The organism is Phaeobacter sp. SYSU ZJ3003 (genome assembly GCF_041300735.1).
Taxonomy (GTDB): Bacteria; Pseudomonadota; Alphaproteobacteria; order Rhodobacterales; family Rhodobacteraceae; genus Phycobacter; species Phycobacter gallaeciensis_A.
The window spans coordinates 21,802-39,052 of the sequence record NZ_PXNU01000004.1 but is presented as its reverse complement, the minus strand read 5'-3'; the positions used below and the strand labels follow the sequence as shown (position 1 = coordinate 39,052).

The following is a 17,251-nucleotide window of genomic DNA, read 5'->3' as shown; positions in this document are numbered from 1 at the left end:
GTTAGCACTGGACGATCCGGACCGCCAACCCTAGCTTCACCGCGAAACCGAAGAGGGACGAGCATGAGCAGCAAGCGCAGTATCTTCCAAGAGGTCAGTGAACCCGAGGCCAAGCCGCAGACCGCCGCAACCGGCATGATCGACCGGGGCCGGGGCGGCGCCCGCAAGGCGATCCGGGCCTGGCTCTTTGTGCTGTTTGCGCTGGTGGTGGCGATGATCGTGGTCGGCGGGTTGACCCGTCTGACCGATTCCGGCCTATCGATCACCGAATGGCGCCCCGTCACCGGGGCCATTCCGCCGATGAACGAGGCGGAATGGCAGCAGGAGTTCGACAAATACAAGCAGATCGACCAGTGGCAGATCCATAATCAGTGGATGGAGCTTGCTGACTTCAAATCGATCTACTGGTGGGAATGGGGCCATCGCCAACTGGGCCGTGTCATCGGGCTGGTCTGGGCGGTTGGCTTTTTTGGCTTTCTGCTGGCCCGCAAGATCCCGACCGGCTGGACCGGGCGGCTGATCCTGCCGGGGGCTTTGGGCGGGGCTCAGGGTGCAATCGGCTGGTGGATGGTCTCTTCGGGCGTGACCCATGGCGAGGGCATGACCTCGGTTGCCTCCTATCGGCTGGCGACGCACCTTGGTCTGGCCTTTGTCATCCTCGGGTTGATCGCCTGGTATGGCTTCCTTCTGGGGCGGCAGGAACGGGACCTGATGCAGGCGCGCCGGGCCAAGGAAGCAAAGATCTTCGGCCTCTCGACCGGGCTCTTGCACTTTGCGTTCCTGCAAATCCTGCTGGGCGCGCTGGTGGCAGGCATTGACGCTGGGCGGTCCTACACCGATTGGCCGCTGATGGGCGGGCAGGTAATCCCGCCCAATCCGTTGATGATTGAACCGATGTGGAAGAACTTCTTTGAAAACCCGGGCTTGGTGCAGTTTGTTCACCGGATCTGTGGCTATCTTCTGTTTGCCTTTGGGGTGGTTGTCTGGCTGCGCGGCCGCGCCAGTGCCCATGGCGCGACCCGGTTCGCCTTCAACGCCGTCTTTGCAGGTTTGATCGTACAGATTGCCCTTGGCGTGATCACCGTTCTTTACGCTGCGCCCTGGCAGGCAGCGATCCTGCACCAGCTGATGGCTGTGGTTCTGTGGGTCCTGATCCTGCGCGCCCGCTTCCTGGCAGGCTATCCGATTGCAACTTCCATCAAGGACCATTGAGAATATGACCGCATTTGAACAGCTGATGGCCTATGAGCGTGACACGCAGGCTTTGGGGCAGATCGCTGGCCGTCTGGGCTGGGATCAGGAAACCATGATGCCTCGCGGGGCCACCGGGCAGCGCGGCGCGGAGATGGCCGCGATCGAATCCGTGCTGCACGCCCGCCGCAGCGCGCCGCAGGTGGCGGAATGGCTGGAGCAGGCCGAAGCCCCGGATGAGGTCGGCGCTGCGCATCTGCGCGAAATCCGCCGCAGCTACGACCGTACCATCAAGGTACCCGCTGATCTGGCCAAGAAACTGGCGCAGGTCACCTCTGAAGCGCAGGGAAAATGGGCCGAGGCCCGCGCCAATGAAGACGTGGCCGCTTTCCTGCCGGTGCTGGAGGAAGTGGTGGCGCTGAAGCGTGAGGAAGGTCAGGCGCTGGCAGCAGGCGGCGATCTCTATGATGCGCTGGTGGCGGATTACGAACACGGCACAACGTCTTCAGAAATCGCAAAAATCTTTGATGCGATGCGTCCAGGTCTGGTGGACCTGCGCGCCCGGGTTCTCGACAAGCCAGCACCGCAGGGCTTGTCGGGGCGGTTTGATGAGAAAACCCAGATGCAACTAGCCCGCACGTTGGCGCGCACCTTTGGTTATGACATGGCACATGGGCGGGTCGACAAGGCGGTGCACCCGTTCAGCTCTGGCTCGGGGCTGGATGTGCGGATCACTACGCGGACCAGCGAAACAGATCCGTTCAACTGCTTCTATTCGACCATTCACGAGGTCGGCCACGGTGCCTATGAGCAGAACATCAGCCGCGACTACCTTCTGACGCCGCTGGGGCGCGGTGTGTCGATGGGCGTGCACGAAAGCCAGAGCCGGATTTATGAAAACCAGATCGGCCGCAGCCGTGCCTTTACTGGATGGTTGTTCGAACAGATGCGGGACAGCTTTGGCGACATTGGCGTGTCCGATGCCGATGCCTTCTACGCAGCGGTCAACAAGGTTCATAACGGTTATATCCGGACCGAAGCAGATGAGCTGCAATATAACCTGCACATCATGCTCCGTTTCGATCTGGAACGGGCATTGATGCAAGGCGACCTGGAGGTAGCGGACCTAGAGGCGGCCTGGAATGACCGATTTGAGGCCGATTTCGGCTATGCCGTCGACAAGCCTTCAAACGGCTGTCTGCAGGATGTGCATTGGTCGGTTGGTCTCTTTGGTTATTTCCCGACCTATTCGCTGGGCAATGTCTACGCCGGCTGCCTGCACGAGGCGCTGCGCCGGGATGTGCCGCAGCTGGATGCAGATCTGGCGCAAGGCGATACTTCGGCCGCAACCGGCTGGCTGGGCGAGAAGTTGCAGCAGCATGGTGGGTTGCGCAGCCCGCGGGATACCATCGCCCATGCGGCGGGAATGGAGCCGGACCACGCGCCGCTCATGGACTATCTCGAACAGAAATTCGGCGCGCTCTACGATCTGTAAGCTGCCTGGCGGGAACAACAGAAAAGGCCGGGCGCTACGCCCGGCCTTTTTTTGCATATACTACAGCGGAATCAGACCAGAGCCATGCGCTCCGCCCGTTCCGGATCCGGAAATGGCCGGTAGAGCCCAAAGTCGGAATCTGCGATCAACGCAGAGACATTCGCGTAGAGTTTTTCAATCTCTTCGTCTTTTTCACCCAACACCCGAAAGGCCTGGTCCAGCTGGGTCATGTTCTCGAATTCGATCTCAAGCAGGAAATCACGGCAGGAATCGCTGGCAAGGTTCAGCTTGCGACGCAGCAGGCGCCAGCCGTTGATCACCTTCCGTTCTTGCAGGTAGGACATCCATTGATCGACGGCGCTGGAAAACGCGAGCGCTTTGGCTTCGTGATGAAGGTCGATGTAGCAGTGGTACATGTTCATCGGGTGGCTCCTCCCACGCAAATGTTTCCCGTCAGTATGGCAGAAATTGTTTACCCATCGGTAAAAACGAAACGCCGCCCCGGACCGGGACGGCGTCTGTTGTTGCTTTGGTTTGGGGAGTGGGCGTCAGGCTTCGCCGCCCTCAACCTCAGCCTCATCATCGTCACCGCTGTCGGCAATCCAGGCGACCGAAACCACCTCTTCACCCTTGCCAGTGTTGAAGACACGGACGCCGCCGGCCGAGCGAGACCGGAAGGAAATTCCATCCACCGGCACCCGGATCGATTGACCCTTAGAGGTCGCCAGCATGATCTGGTCTTCAACCTCGACCGGGAAGGACGCCACCAGTTCGCCGCCGCGCATCGCCTTGTCCATGGCGGTGACGCCCATACCGCCACGGCCCCGAACCGGGTAATCGTGGCTGGAGCTCAGCTTACCCTGACCGCCCTTGGTAATGGTGAGGATCAGGTTTTCGGCCGCTGACATTTCTGCATAAAGCTCGGTCGAGAAGTTGGGATCTGCCACGCTATCCTCATCCGAGGGTTCTGCATCGTCTGCGATCCCGGCCATGGCCCGGCGCATCTTAAGATACGCCGTCCGCTGTTCGGGCGTGTATTTCGAATGGCGGATCACCGACATCGATACGACCTCGTCGCCTTCATTCAGCTTGATCCCGCGTACACCGACGGAATTGCGGCTGTTGAACACCCGGACCTCGGTCGAGGGGAAGCGGATCGCGCGGCCGGTGTTGGTGACCAGCATGATGTCGTCATCCTCGGAGCAGATCCGGGCATTGATCAGTTTGGTGTCCGCGTGATCGTCCTCGAACTTCATCGCAATCTTACCGTTGCGCATGACATTTGTGAAGTCTGACAGCCGGTTACGGCGCACAGTTCCAGCAGATGTCGCGAACATGATCTGCAGATCGTCCCATTCGTCCTCGGCCCGGTCGACCGGCATGATGGCCGCGATGGAGACGCCTGTCGGGATCGGGAGGATGTTGACGATCGCCTTGCCTTTCGAGGTGCGTCCGCCCTGCGGCAAGCGCCAAGTCTTCAGCTTGTAGACCATGCCATCCGTGGTGAAGAACAACAGCTGTGTATGGGTATTCGCAACAAAGAGGGTGGTGACAACATCCTCTTCCTTGGTCTGCATCCCCGACAGCCCCTTGCCGCCGCGTTTCTGAGCGCGGAAATCGACCAGCGGGGTGCGTTTGATGTAGCCGCCAGAGGTTACGGTGACCACCATGTCCTCGCGCTCGATCAGGTCCTCATCGTCCATATCACCCGACCAGTCGACGATTTCGGTGCGGCGCGGCACGGCGAAATTCTCGCGAACCTCGCGCAACTCGTCAGCGATGATGCCCATGATCCGGTCACGCGAGCCCAGAATCTCAAGGTATTCCTTGATCTTGGAGGCCAGTTCTTCCAACTCGTCGGTGACTTCCTTGACCCCGATCTGGGTCAGGCGCTGCAGGCGCAGTTCCAAAATGGCGCGGGCCTGAGTTTCTGACAGGTTGTAGGTCCCGTCTTCGTTCGCTGTATGGGTCGGATCATCGATCAGCGCGATATATTCCAGGATCGGCTGCGCTGGCCAGCGGCGGGTCATCAGCTTTTCACGCGCTTCGGCCGCATCCGCGGATTGGCGGATCGTCGTGACGATCTCGTCGATATTGGTAACGGCAACCGCCAGACCACAAAGGATATGGCTGCGTTCCCGCGCCTTGCGCAGCAGATAAGCGGTCCGACGTGCGACCACATCTTCGCGGAAATCGATAAAGGAGGTCAGGAACCGGCGCAGGGTCAGCTGCTCGGGTCTGCCACCGTTAAGCGCCAGCATGTTGCAGCCGAAATGCGTCTGCATCGGCGTGAACCGATAAAGCTGGTTGAGCACCACCTCGGCAGTGGCGTCACGCTTCAGTTCGACCACCACGCGCACACCGTTGCGGTCGGATTCATCCTGAACGTGGGAAACGCCTTCGATCTTCTTGTCGCGCACCTGTTCGGCGATCTTTTCGATCATCGAGGCCTTGTTCACCTGATAGGGAATTTCGTCCACGATGATGGCGTAGCGATCCTTGCGGATCTCCTCGACCCGGGTCTTGGCGCGGATGATGACGCTTCCGCGTCCTTCAAGATAGGCCTTGCGCGCGCCGGAGCGGCCCAGCAACACGCCGCCAGTCGGGAAGTCGGGGCCGGGCACATATTCGATCAGCTGTTCGCTGGTCAGATCCGGTTCGTCGATCAGGGCCAGGGTCGCATCAACAACTTCGCCCAGATTGTGCGGCGGGATATTGGTGGCCATACCAACCGCGATGCCGCCAGCGCCGTTGACCAGCATATTGGGGAAACGCGCGGGCAGAACCGTCGGTTCCTCGTCCTTGCCATCGTAGTTGTCCTGGAAATCGACGGTATCCTTGTCGATATCCGCCAGCATAAAGGCCGAAGGCTTGTCCATCCGCACTTCGGTGTAACGCATCGCGGCGGGGTTATCGCCGTCCATCGAGCCAAAGTTGCCCTGACCATCCAAAAGCGGCAGCGACATCGAGAAGTCCTGCGCCATGCGCACCAAGGCGTCATAGATCGCGCTGTCGCCGTGCGGGTGGTATTTACCCATAACGTCGCCGACCGGACGGGCCGATTTGCGATAGGATTTATCATGGGTATTGCCGGTCTCATGCATCGCATAAAGAATCCGGCGGTGAACGGGTTTCAGCCCGTCGCGCAGGTCGGGAATGGCCCGGCTGACGATGACCGACATGGCATAGTCCAGATAGGACGTGCGCATCTCGGATTCGATTGAGACCGTCGGCCCCTCGTATACCGGCCCTTGGGGCGGTGTTTCGTCCATGTTTTCAGGAGTATCCGGCGTATCGCTCACGTTTGCTGCCCGTTCTGTATTATGGGTCTCTATTGTGTCAGGACACCCTATCAGACACCCCATATGGGGCGCAAGCTGGCTGATGGGCAGACCGGCACGCCGCCCGACCGCGCGCGGAGCAGGCAGCATGGTTTCGAAACTGTTAACCAATCCGCGGCTAGGATTTCACGGGGGGCTTCGTTGCAGGAGACCACATATGGAGATCAGCGAAACGGAACTGATGCTCAAGGGCTATGGGCTGACCACGGCCGAATTCATATATCACATGCCGGACCATCCTCATGTTCTGAATACATTTCTGTGGCAGGAGTACGATCTGGCTCCAGACCATGATCGGATGTTTCAGTTCATCGAATTCTGGCAGCGCGAGATCGAGGGACCGCTGCATTCGGTCCGCTTTACACACCGCAAGATGATTGGCGCCGGGGAATGGCGGCACGTGAAGGGCGAATTCAAGATCCACTAAACAGCAGGTGCCGGGCCATGAATGGAGGTCAGGCCGAACAGCTGGCCCCGCCCAATACGCAGAATTTGGCGCAGTGGGGATGGTTTAGCGCCACGGGCTTCTCTGCCTCGGCCAAGGTGGTGCCGAGCTCGAATTCCGGCGCATAGGGGAGCAGGGTGCAGGCCAGAACCGCCGGTTTTTCGGCACCCTTGCGTTTGACCACCATACGAGAAGAGGCGCACATCACATCCTCTGGCGCCTTGTTCAGGATGCCCCAGCAAGCGGTTGTAATTTCGGGCACTTCCACCGCCTCGTCCATCTCAGGGAACAGCACCGTCTGACCGGGGTTGGCGGAATCGATATCAAACCCCTGCGCGGCAAACAGATCGGCAAAACCTTGGCGCGCTTCCGACTCGCTTTCGGCAAAGGTGATGCGGCCAGCAACCGCCATCTGGAACCCGTTGTCCCGCAGCCAGGCCATACCTTCCAGCGTTTTGGCATAGCTGCCTGCGCCGCGCTCGGTGTCGTGAATATCTGCGGAGTGGTGGTCCAGCGAGATGCGCAGAGTCATCTTGCCCGGGTGTTTTTCATTCAGCGCCAGCAGGTCCTGCCGCACGGTCTTGCGCATCATTGGCCGCATGGCGTTGGTGAGGATCAGCACTTCGTATCCACGGTCCAGCGCGGCGCCTGCCATGGCGCACATCTCGGGATTCATGAAGGGCTCGCCGCCGGTAAAGGCGATTTCACGTACCCGCCAGTTCCGCTCTTCGAGTTGATCCAGATAGTCCTCAACCTCGGCTGCAGTGAGGTAGACAAGGGCATCATTGCGGGGCGAGCTGAGGATATAGCAGTTCGCGCATTCAATATTGCAAAGGGTTCCGGTGTTGAACCACAGGGTTTCCGGGTTCGACAAGGCCACGGACGCCCGGGTGCTGCCGTCGGCTGTCACCAGGCTGTCTTGAAATTTACCTAGGTTTGCGTTGGGGTTAGGCAGATCTTTCACGGGGATGTCCTCATGGGCCGTTCCTTTCCGACAAGGCTACCCTATACTGCCCCCAAAGTGAAAGCCGCCGGAGGCCGCCTGACAGGGATGTGAAGTGATTTCGCCTCTGCCTTGGGCATCCGGTCACAGCGAAATGGAATGAACAATGGCTCCACGCGTGATTCCGGTCGATCCCTTCGATCTGGTGATCTTTGGCGGTACTGGCGATCTGGCGCAGCGCAAAATCCTGCCGGCGCTTTACCGGCGGTTTTGTGGTGGCCATTTCCCCGAGGAAGTCCGCATCATCGGTGCCGCCCGGGCCGATATCAGCACCGAAGACTACCGGCGGCTGGTGGCGGAGGGGATTAAGGCAACGCTGAACGAACACGGGCCGGGTGCTGCGGGAATCCCGGACTTTCTGCGCCGTGTCACTTATGTGTCGCTGGACGCCCGCGAGGATCGCGGTTGGGAGCCGCTGGCCGCGCAACTGGCCGAAGTTGAGCCCCGGCCGATCCGAGTCTTCTACTTCTCGGTGGGGCCGGGCCTGTTCGGACCGCTGGCCGAACGTCTGCACCGGCACGGATTGTCGGATGAAGACAGCCGGATCGTGGTGGAAAAACCCTTTGGTCACGATCTGCAGTCTGCCAAGGCGCTGAACGCGACACTGGCCGCGCATTTCACCGAGAACCAGATTTACCGGATCGATCATTATCTGGGCAAGGAAACGGTGCAGAACCTGATGGCGATCCGGTTCGGAAATATGCTGTTCGAACCCCTATGGAACAGCCAATACGTCGATCATATCCAGATCACCGTGGCGGAAACCGTCGGGGTTGCCGGGCGCGAGGAGTATTACGACCGCGCTGGCGCAATGCGCGACATGATGCAGAACCACCTGATGCAGCTTCTGTGCCTGATCGCGATGGAACCACCTGCAAAATTTGACCCCGACGCGGTGCGCGATGAAAAGGTGAAAGTGATCCGGGCGCTGGATCCGGTGGAGCCTTACCACATCGTCCGGGGGCAGTATAACGCGGCTGCCGGGGGTGAAGGACCCGACCTAACCTACCGGGAAACCGTCGGAAATCCGCGCTCCAGCACCGAAAGCTATATCGCGCTCAAGACCCACATCAGCAATTGGCGATGGGCGGGCACGCCGTTTTACCTCCGGACGGGAAAACGGCTTGTGGCGCGGTCCTCGGTGATCAACGTGCTGTTCAAGGACGCGCCGCATTCGATCTTTGGCGAAGAAGCCGGCCGTCACGCCAACCATCTGAAGATCCGCCTGCAACCCAACGAAGGCATCACGCTGAGCGTGACCATCAAGGAGCCGGGTCCGGGCGGCATGCGTCTGGTTGACGTTCCGCTGGATATGAGTTTTGCAACGGCCCTCGGGGCGGATGGCAAAAACCCCCCGGACGCATACGAGCGTCTGATCACCGATATGATCCGGGGTAACCAGACGTTGTTCATGCGCGGGGACGAGGTGACCGCTGCCTGGGCTTGGACCGATCCGATCATCGCGGGCTGGCAGGCGCGCGGGGATGTGCCAAAACCCTATGATATTGGCAGCACTGGGCCCGGCGATGCGGACTTGCTGATGCGCCGTGATGGACGTGAATGGAGAGGGATAAATCCATGAAATTCAATGAATATCCAGATCAGGAAATGCTGGCGATAGAGGTTGCGCAGCGCATTGCCGGGGATCTGGAAACACATCTGCTACATCACGACACCGCCTCGCTTGCGGTGGCAGGCGGCAGCACGCCCGCGCCTATCTTTGATGATCTCTGCGCAGCTTCAATCGATTGGGAACGGGTCCGGGTGATGGCGACGGATGAACGCTGGGTGCCCTCCGACAGTGACCGCTCCAATGCGCGAATGATCCGCGAGCGGCTGATGACAGGCCCTGCCGCCGCCGCGCGTTTTTTGCCATTCTACGTGCCCGACCGCGCCCCCGAAGATGTGTTGGCCGAGGTCGAATCCCTAGTTTCCCCGGAATTGCCGATTTCAGTGGCGCTTCTGGGGATGGGCGAAGACATGCACACGGCCTCCTTGTTCCCGGGGGTGAAGGGGCTTGAGGCGGCACTGGCCGGCTCGGCGCCGACTTTGGCAGTGATGCGCCCGGACAGCCAGCCGGAAGGCCGCATCAGTCTGACAGCGCCGGTGTTAAACGGAGCAATGGCGAAGCATCTGGTGATCTTTGGTGAGGCGAAACGCAAGGCGCTGGATCGGGCGATATCGCTGCCGCCCGAAGAAGCCCCGGTTCAGGCCATTTTGTCAGGCACTCAAGTGCATTGGGCACCTTAAGCCTCAGCCTTATTGGCTGAGGTCGGTGGCGCCATCGAGGTCCAGAAATTGCTGTTTCAAACTGTCCGGAATCGACTGTCCCGCGCTGCCATCGGCCGTGCGCAGGACCATCACGGCTTCCAGCCGGGTGCGCAGATCGCCAGACCAGATCTGCTGCTCCATCACATATGACGTGTTGCGGAAGGACAGCACCCGTGCGGTGGAGATGTAGCTTTCGCCAAGCAGCATTTCCTTGAGGTAGTGCACATTGGAGTTGCGCATCACCGTGCGCGGCATCGGACCGCCGGAGAAATGCCTGGCGCAATGTGTATCGAAATAGGTGACGCGGGTGGATTCGAACCAGCCCAGGTAGGCCTTGTTGTTCACATGGTTCAAAAGGTCGAGTTCAGAAAAACGAACCTTATCGGCAATGGCAACGGGGCAGGGGTGGTCGATCCCCTGAGCCAACTGAGTCTCTGCATCGAGCGGGGTAAGGTAAAGGAGTGTCATCCCGTTGGACTAAGGCGCGGTATTTGAAGTTTCAACAAAAACCCTCCGGCACATCGTCTTGACCGCGACAGCCGCGAAAACATCAGTCCAAGCGTCGCGAGGCGGTGGCATTCAAAATGGGAAGGGAGATTTGGAGCGGGTGAAGGGAATCGAACCCTCGTCACTTGCTTGGGAAGCAAATGCTCTACCATTGAGCTACACCCGCAGTGGGATTTGGGTAGCACCGCGCCGTGAGCGCTTCAAGTTGATTTCGCTGTGGATGGCGGATTTTACAAATCCAGCGCCGAGCGGGACCGCAGTACTCCCGGCACAGGGCTGGCGGTCCGCAAACAAAAGAATCCAGAGGCAATTTTGCCATTGCAGCGTCATGGAACGGCAGGTATACGGCTCCACATCAGGCACCTGTAGCTCAGCTGGATAGAGCGCTGCCCTCCGAAGGCAGAGGCCATAGGTTCGAATCCTATCAGGTGCGCCACTTCTCCCCGAACTAATCTCCCGAACCAGCGTCCGGACCAATTCGGATTTGGGCTGTATTGTAAATTCGACGCCAATTCCAGGTGCGGCAGAAGCAAAAATCCGGCGCACCCATCGGGGCACACCGGACATTAGTGGTTCGTTTTGGTGTTATGCAGAACGCCTGGATGACGACATGCGGACCGGGCTTCTATAGAACGCCTGGTCGGGTTTCCGTATCAGCCGCGCCAGTCACGGACGACGCCGCAGTCCATGTGAACAAAGTTGGAGCGATAATAGGTGCCAACACCGCCGGCACGGCAAGCCTTGGCCGCTTTCGCCATCTGCGTAACCGAGCGAGACGCAAGGCGCAGGTCTGCGGCCTGTCCGCGCATGTGCAGAGAGTTCTTGGCAACGCCACGCGAACGGCTGCGCAGCATGGCGTTGGTCTTCGGGCTGCGATATCCCGAAAGCATCATATACGGTTCGTTTACTTCCAGCAGGTTATGAGAGGCGGCCATGATATCGATTGTGCGCAGGTCGATCTCTTTTACGTCGTCGGTGCGCCAGTCGCGCATGAAGTGATTGATCTCGCGCACTGCGTCTTTGATGTACTTGCCTTCGATCCAGTAGACCATGTCCAGCCGTTCACCGGTGCGGCCCGAGTACATGCGGATGCGGCGGATATCGCCGCCACCACGCAAAAAGCCTGCTGCACTGGAGAATGTTGGGGCTGCGGTTACTGCTGTTGCCGCAAATGCACCCAGAAGGGCCCGACGGGTGAGCCCCGAGTTCGATGTTTCTGCCATGTTTACCGCACCATCCCGAACGATTTGTGTGTCCTGCCGATGCCCGATGTTACGGGCCTGCCGTATTTCCCGGCACGTGACTTCTATGACACAGGGGGAATCACGATCCAAGTTTCGATTGGTCTCATCCCTGTTTTCTTCGGATTTTCGGCAATTTTTTGCGCAAAAGGGGACGTTCCGTTAAGATTTCCCCATCAAAAAGCACCAAAATCACTGGTCACAAGTTCGAGAACCGCCGAAAATAGGCTCTCAACTATTGGTTTACGATGTGTAAATGGGGGCTGCGTCTTGCTTCTTTTTACTAAAGATTCATGTAGTAGAGGGAAGATTTAATGGCATCGTCATCAGGGGGTCGCGCGTCAATGAAAACAGCACTTTATAGCAGCGTTCTGCCGCAGGTCCGGTCCGGCGTTTTCGTTCTGGCCCTATTCGGTGCCACAGTCGCCTTTGCGCCTAGTGGTGCCTCGGCGCAGGTCACGGCCTTCAAGCAATCGGTTGCTGAGTTCGCAGCGGGCGAAGACGCGGTTGCCAAATTCTACCGCGAATCCGCTTACACCCCGATCTGGACGGCGCCGGGCGAAGAATCGATGCAGCGCCGGGCCGCGCTACTGCGTGCGCTGGAAGAGGCCTCGGCCCACGGGTTGCCGGACCAGTCTGCCGTGGCGGCGTCGCTGATGGAGCAGATGCGCAATGCACGGTCGGCCCGCGATCTGGGGCAGATCGAAGCGGCGCTGAGCACTGCTTACGTGAATTATGCCACTGACCTGCAGACCGGCCTTCTCGATCCCGGCTCGATCGACGACGGGATCGTTCGCAAGAAACATACCACCGATCCGGTGACCTATCTGGAAGGCATCCGGGACAATCAGCCGATGGCTTATATGCGCTCGCTGGTGCCCGCTTCGCCGCAATACCGCGCCTTGCTGCGGGAGAAATTCCGTCTTGAGCAGCTGGTCGCCAAAGGCGGCTGGGGCACCACGGTTCCGAAGGGCAAGCTTGAGCCGGGTGACACCGGACCTGCTGTGATCGCGCTGCGCGACCGACTGGTAGCAATGGGATATCTGACCCGCAGCGCCACCGCCGCGTTTGACATGGATGTGGAACAGGCGGTGCAGAAGTTCCAGTCGGACCACGGGCTGGAGGTCGACGGCGTTGCCGGGGACGGCACCATTGCCGAGCTCAACAAACCGGTTACCGAACGGCTGAAATCCGTGGTGGTGGCGATGGAGCGGGAGCGCTGGCTGTCACCCGAACGCGGTGAGCGTCATATCCTGGTGAACCAGACCGATTTCACGGCTAAGATTGTCGACCGTGGCGACGTGACCTTTGAAACCCGGTCCGTGATCGGCAAGAACCAGCACGACCGCAGGTCGCCGGAATTCTCGGATGTCATGGAACACATGATCATCAACCCGAGCTGGCACGTGCCGCGCTCGATCATTACCAAGGAATACCTGCCGAAACTGCGCAACAACCCGAATGCAGTCCGTCACATTCTGATTACCGACCGTCAGGGCCGTGTCGTCGACCGCAACTCAGCGGACTTCTCTCAGTACACCAGAAGCAACTTTCCATACTCGATGCGCCAGCCGCCGAGCCGCAGCAATGCGCTGGGGCTGGTGAAGTTCATGTTCCCGAACAAATACAACATCTACCTGCACGACACGCCGCAAAAGAGCCTGTTCAGCCGCGAAGTCCGGGCCTTCTCCCACGGTTGTATCCGCCTGGCGCAGCCCTTTGAGTTTGCTTATGCGCTGCTGGCGCGGCAGACCGAAGATCCCAAGGCATTCTTTCAGCGGATCCTAAGCTCCGGAAAAGAAACCAAAGTGGAGCTGGAACAGAAGGTGCCTGTTCACATTATCTACCGGACGGCTTATGTCTCGGGCAAAGGACGGGCCGAGTTCCGGCGGGATGTCTATGGACGCGACGCCAAGGTATGGGACGCCTTGCAGCGGGCAGGGGTCGCCTTGCCGGGCGTGCAGGGCTGATCTCCGGGGCCCGTCTTCAACAGACGTGAGGAAGGGCCCCATATGTATACTGTCCGTCAGATTGCTGATGCATTAGGTGCTGCCTGCGAAGGCGATGTTTCTATCGAAGTGGCGCGTACGGCCGAACCGCAAGACGCAGGTCCGGGCGATCTGGCGCTTGCAACCTCTCCGAAATATGCCGAGGCGCTGGCCGAGGGCGCAGCCCAGGTTGCCATGCTCTGGGAAGGTGCCGACTGGCAGTCCATGGGCCTGAAGGCGGCTATTTTCGCAGCCCGGCCGCGTATGGCCATGGCCGGTCTCACCAGTATGATGGATCCGGGCCAGGGCTTTGGCTCCGGCATTCACCCCTCAGCCGTCATTGATCCCAGCGCGGAGCTGGGAGAGGGTGTCAGCGTCGGCCCCTTCTGTGTGATTGGTGCGAGGGCGAAAATCGGAGACAATTCCATCATCGGTCCGCAGTGCCATATCGGCGTGGATGTCACGATGGGGACCGGAGCACAGCTGCGCGAGATGGTCTCCATCGGCGCCCGCGTCACCATTGGGGAGCGGTTCCGGGCCCAGCCCGGCGCGCGCATCGGTGGCGATGGGTTTTCCTATGTAACACCTGAGGTGTCAGGCGCGGAAACCGTGCGCAAGACGCTGGGTGATCAGGGCGATGCCAAACCCCAAAGCTGGCTGCGCATTCATTCCCTTGGCTCGGTCACCATCGGCGACGATGTAGAAGTGGGCGCCAATTGCACCGTCGACAACGGCACCATCCGCGACACGGTGATCGGCGACGGCACAAAGCTCGACAACCTTGTACACGTTGGCCACAACACCCGGGTTGGGCGTGATTGCCTCCTGTGCGGACAGACCGGCACCTCCGGCTCGGTTGATATCGGCAACAACGTGGTTCTTGGCGGGCAATGCGGCGTGGTCGATAATATCTTTATCGGCGACGGAGTGATTGCCGGCGGCGGCACAAAGATCCTTTCGAACGTGCCCGCAGGCCGTGTGATGATGGGCTATCCCGCTGTCAAAATGGAGACACATACCGAAGTCTATAAGGCACAACGCAGGCTGCCCCGACTGATGCGCGATATCGAAGCGCTGAAAAAGGCAGTTTTAAAATAACGGCACAGAGATTACATCTGCGCCAGCCTTAAGGATCAAGGACCCGGTATGAGCATCAAGGACAAGGTAATCGAAATCATCGCAGAGCAGGCAGTGCTGGAACCGTCTGATGTGACACTCGACAGCACGCTTGAGGATCTGGGCATCGATAGTCTCGGCCTCGTGGAAAGCATCTTTGCTATCGAGGAAGAGTTCGACATCACCATTCCGTTCAATGCCAATGCGCCGGAAGAGAGTGATTTCGATATCACCAATGTTGCGGCCATCATCGCGGGTATCGAAAAGCTGACGGCTGCAAAGCAGTGAGGCCTGCCTCTGGATCAAGGATGATCTGAATGAGACGCGTAGTAATCACAGGCGCCGGCACCATCAATGCACTTGGCCATTCTGTATCCGCCACCATGGAGGCGATGCGCGAGGGGCGTTGTGGCATCGGCGCGCTGGAATTTCGCGATGTGGAGCGTCTGTCGATTCAGATCGGTGGCCAAGTCAGGGGCTTTGAGGCCGAGGGTCGTTTTAACCGGCAACAGATGAGCCTTTATGACCGGTTCACCCAGTTCACTCTGACCGCCGCCAAAGAGGCGATTGCCCAGTCCGGAATCGAATTCCACGGCGATCTGTCGGCGAAATCCGGAGTGGTTCTGGGCACCGCCGGCGGCGGCGTATCAACCTGGGATGACAATTACCGCTCGGTCTATGAGGACGGCAAGAACCGCGTCCATCCCTTCGTGGTGCCAAAGCTGATGAACAACGCCGCCGCCAGCCATGTGTCGATGGAATTCAACCTCAAAGGGCCGAGTTTCACGGTTTCCACCGCCTGCGCCTCTTCCAATCATGCGATGGCGCAGGCCTTCCAGATGGTGCGCAGCGGCATGGCGCCTGCGATGGTCACAGGCGGATCGGAGTCGATGCTGTGCTTTGGCGGGGTCAAGGCCTGGGAAGGGTTGCGGGTCATGTCCCGGGATGCCTGCCGCCCGTTCAGCGCCAACCGCAACGGCATGGTGCAGGGCGAAGGTGCCAGCGTGTTTGTCTTTGAAGACTACGAACACGCCCGCGCCCGCGGTGCGGAGATCCTCTGCGAGGTGGTGGGCTACGCCATGTCCTCGGACGCGGCGGATATCGTCATGCCGAGCAAACAGGGCGCGGCCCGCGCAATCTCTGGCGCCTTACAGGATGCCGGAGTGGCGCCTGAAAGCGTTGGCTATATCAATGCCCATGGCACCGGCACTGCAGCGAATGACAAAACCGAATGCGCCGCGGTAGCGGATGTCTTTGGTCCGCACGCGGACCGGCTGATGATCTCCTCGACGAAGTCCATGCATGGTCACCTGATCGGCGGCACCGGCGCGGTGGAACTTCTGGCCTGTATCATGGCCGTGCGTGATGGGGTGATTGCCCCCACCATCGGCTATGAGGAACCAGACCCGGAATGCGCTCTGGATGTGGTGCCCAATGAGGCGCGCGAGGCAAAGGTGGATGTGGCGCTGAGCAACGCCTTTGCCTTTGGTGGATTGAACGCGGTTCTGGCGCTGAAAAAGATCTGAACGGAGCGCTGCCCGGGCTTGCCGAAAAAAAGAAAAGCCACCGTCAGGATTGCTGCGGTGGCTTTTATCGTTGTCTGATCACGCCCGCCGGATGGCGGGAGCGTGAGTTCTCATCTTATTGGGAAACCACGTCGACGACGTTGTAGCCGGCGGTGAACCCTTTCAGCGACATTTTCAGTTCGATCAGCTGATCCGGCGCCGGGGCAGGGCGCAGGGACAGGGTGGCTTCGGTGCCCTTCTTGAATGCATCGATGTCGCCTTGGGTAAAGCCGATCTGCGCCACGCAGCCCAGTGGGTTGCAGAACGAATAATTGTAGCGCTTGCTCGGGGCGCCATCGACCGAAATGGTCAGGGCCGCAGGCAGCAGCGTTTCCAGCGGTACGATTACGGTTGCCCCAGCAACAGCCTGTCCGCCGGTCTGATCGATGCGGAACAGCGAAACCTCGGCCATCGGGTTGCCATCAGGCGCAGTCAGGATCTGCAACAGCGAACAGGGGTCGGTTTCTGTTTCGGTCTTGATGCAAGCCAGATCCCAGTCGCCGTGGGTTTCTTTTGCATAGCGATCCCCAATCGCCGGAGTGCCGTCATCGACGGGCTGCCCCAGGTCCAGCATTTGATCCGCAGAGGGCGCAGCCGTCTCGCCGCCGGAGTTCTGCGTTTCCTGCGCATGCAAAGGCGCAGTTGTTGCGATCATCGCAGCCAGGGCGATCGGTGTCAGGGACTTGATCATGAGTGCCTCTTTTATGTCAGGACGTCCGATACGGGATCTAGCACGATGCACATGTGGTGTCAGGTCATTATCGGCCTATCGGCGGGGAAATGCACGGCAGGATGATCAGAGCGAAGATTTTGGAAACAAAGAAAAAAGGGAACCTAACGGGTTCCCTTTTGTTTTTTTCTCCCCGTCGGACTGGCCGACTTAGTTATTGGTAGGGACGTTACGAAAGCCCCGGCCTGTGGTCAACATGGAATGACAAAAAAATTACAGCAAGGTACCCCTGAAAGGGGTTTGACCGATTTACGAACTTTTAACCATGATTTTGAGAGTATCCATCACCTGTCGGTGCACAAAAAAAGGCCGTGCTCGGTGGCACGGCCAGTCTGACAGGGAGGAAATGACCGCCCTC

The 17,251-nt window shown here is 59.5% G+C and carries 15 protein-coding genes and 2 tRNA genes; 10 read left to right on the top strand and 7 right to left on the bottom strand.

Annotated elements, in window-relative coordinates:
- The first annotated feature begins 63 nt into the window (after positions 1-63).
- Entirely contained in the window at positions 64-1,212 is a 1,149-nt protein-coding gene (gene ctaA / locus C6W91_RS03135; protein ID WP_370570424.1) for a heme A synthase, read from the top strand.
- 4 nt (positions 1,213-1,216) lie between these two features.
- Entirely contained in the window at positions 1,217-2,686 is a 1,470-nt protein-coding gene (locus tag C6W91_RS03130; protein WP_370570423.1) for a carboxypeptidase M32, read from the top strand.
- 71 nt (positions 2,687-2,757) lie between these two features.
- On the opposite strand, the gene C6W91_RS03125 is transcribed toward C6W91_RS03130, so the two are convergent.
- Together C6W91_RS03125 and gyrA are read right to left on the bottom strand one after the other, a co-directional pair.
- The gene (locus tag C6W91_RS03125; RefSeq protein ID WP_274867460.1) at positions 2,758-3,108 is read right to left on the bottom strand and encodes a DUF6614 family protein; all 351 of its coding nucleotides are present in this window, start codon (positions 3,106-3,108) and stop codon (positions 2,758-2,760) included.
- Between the two features lie 126 nt (positions 3,109-3,234).
- Positions 3,235-5,988: a DNA gyrase subunit A gene (gene gyrA, locus C6W91_RS03120; protein WP_370570422.1), complete on the bottom strand. Its 2,754-nt coding sequence runs from the start codon at positions 5,986-5,988 to the stop codon at positions 3,235-3,237.
- A gap of 196 nt (positions 5,989-6,184) precedes the next feature.
- On the opposite strand from gyrA, the gene C6W91_RS03115 reads away from it, so the two are divergent.
- The gene (locus tag C6W91_RS03115; protein WP_065270255.1) at positions 6,185-6,454 is read left to right on the top strand and encodes an usg protein; all 270 of its coding nucleotides are present in this window, start codon (positions 6,185-6,187) and stop codon (positions 6,452-6,454) included.
- Positions 6,455-6,482: 28 nt separating this feature from the next.
- On the opposite strand, the gene C6W91_RS03110 is transcribed toward C6W91_RS03115, so the two are convergent.
- On the bottom strand, positions 6,483-7,436 hold the full coding sequence (locus tag C6W91_RS03110; protein WP_274867459.1) for a radical SAM protein: 954 nt from the start codon (positions 7,434-7,436) through the stop codon (positions 6,483-6,485).
- 145 nt (positions 7,437-7,581) lie between these two features.
- On the opposite strand from C6W91_RS03110, the gene zwf reads away from it, so the two are divergent.
- The gene (gene zwf, locus C6W91_RS03105; protein WP_274867458.1) at positions 7,582-9,057 is read left to right on the top strand and encodes a glucose-6-phosphate dehydrogenase; all 1,476 of its coding nucleotides are present in this window, start codon (positions 7,582-7,584) and stop codon (positions 9,055-9,057) included.
- Positions 9,054-9,725 carry a 6-phosphogluconolactonase gene (gene pgl / locus C6W91_RS03100; protein ID WP_065270258.1) on the top strand — a complete coding sequence of 224 codons (672 nt, stop codon included), beginning with the start codon at positions 9,054-9,056 and terminating at the stop codon, positions 9,723-9,725. The genes zwf and pgl overlap by 4 nt, the downstream gene beginning before the upstream one ends.
- Positions 9,726-9,734: 9 nt before the next feature.
- Here pgl and C6W91_RS03095 read toward each other — a convergent pair whose 3' ends face one another.
- On the bottom strand, positions 9,735-10,214 hold the full coding sequence (locus C6W91_RS03095) for a thioesterase family protein (RefSeq protein WP_274867457.1): 480 nt from the start codon (positions 10,212-10,214) through the stop codon (positions 9,735-9,737).
- Positions 10,215-10,345: 131 nt separating this feature from the next.
- Positions 10,346-10,419, bottom strand: a tRNA-Gly gene (locus tag C6W91_RS03090).
- 193 nt (positions 10,420-10,612) lie between these two features.
- On the opposite strand from C6W91_RS03090, the gene C6W91_RS03085 reads away from it, so the two are divergent.
- Positions 10,613-10,689: transfer RNA gene (locus C6W91_RS03085), tRNA-Arg, on the top strand.
- 217 nt (positions 10,690-10,906) lie between these two features.
- Here the strand turns inward: C6W91_RS03085 and C6W91_RS03080 are convergent.
- Complete coding sequence (locus C6W91_RS03080; RefSeq protein WP_274866571.1) at positions 10,907-11,476, bottom strand: DUF882 domain-containing protein; 570 nt, start codon at positions 11,474-11,476, stop codon at positions 10,907-10,909.
- Positions 11,477-11,838: 362 nt separating this feature from the next.
- Between C6W91_RS03080 and C6W91_RS03075 the strand changes: the two genes are divergently transcribed.
- From C6W91_RS03075 to C6W91_RS03060, 4 genes are read left to right on the top strand one after another with little or no spacing between them, the layout of a single operon-like run.
- On the top strand, positions 11,839-13,464 hold the full coding sequence (locus tag C6W91_RS03075; RefSeq protein WP_274866570.1) for a murein L,D-transpeptidase: 1,626 nt from the start codon (positions 11,839-11,841) through the stop codon (positions 13,462-13,464).
- Positions 13,465-13,506: 42 nt separating this feature from the next.
- Complete coding sequence (gene lpxD, locus C6W91_RS03070; protein WP_274828103.1) at positions 13,507-14,580, top strand: UDP-3-O-(3-hydroxymyristoyl)glucosamine N-acyltransferase; 1,074 nt, start codon at positions 13,507-13,509, stop codon at positions 14,578-14,580.
- 48 nt (positions 14,581-14,628) lie between these two features.
- On the top strand, positions 14,629-14,886 hold the full coding sequence (locus tag C6W91_RS03065; protein WP_065270263.1) for an acyl carrier protein: 258 nt from the start codon (positions 14,629-14,631) through the stop codon (positions 14,884-14,886).
- 29 nt (positions 14,887-14,915) lie between these two features.
- Positions 14,916-16,124 carry a beta-ketoacyl synthase gene (locus C6W91_RS03060; protein ID WP_370570421.1) on the top strand — a complete coding sequence of 403 codons (1,209 nt, stop codon included), beginning with the start codon at positions 14,916-14,918 and terminating at the stop codon, positions 16,122-16,124.
- Between the two features lie 115 nt (positions 16,125-16,239).
- On the opposite strand, the gene C6W91_RS03055 is transcribed toward C6W91_RS03060, so the two are convergent.
- The gene (locus tag C6W91_RS03055; RefSeq protein ID WP_274828105.1) at positions 16,240-16,854 is read right to left on the bottom strand and encodes an invasion associated locus B family protein; all 615 of its coding nucleotides are present in this window, start codon (positions 16,852-16,854) and stop codon (positions 16,240-16,242) included.
- Positions 16,855-17,251: the final 397 nt, after the last annotated feature.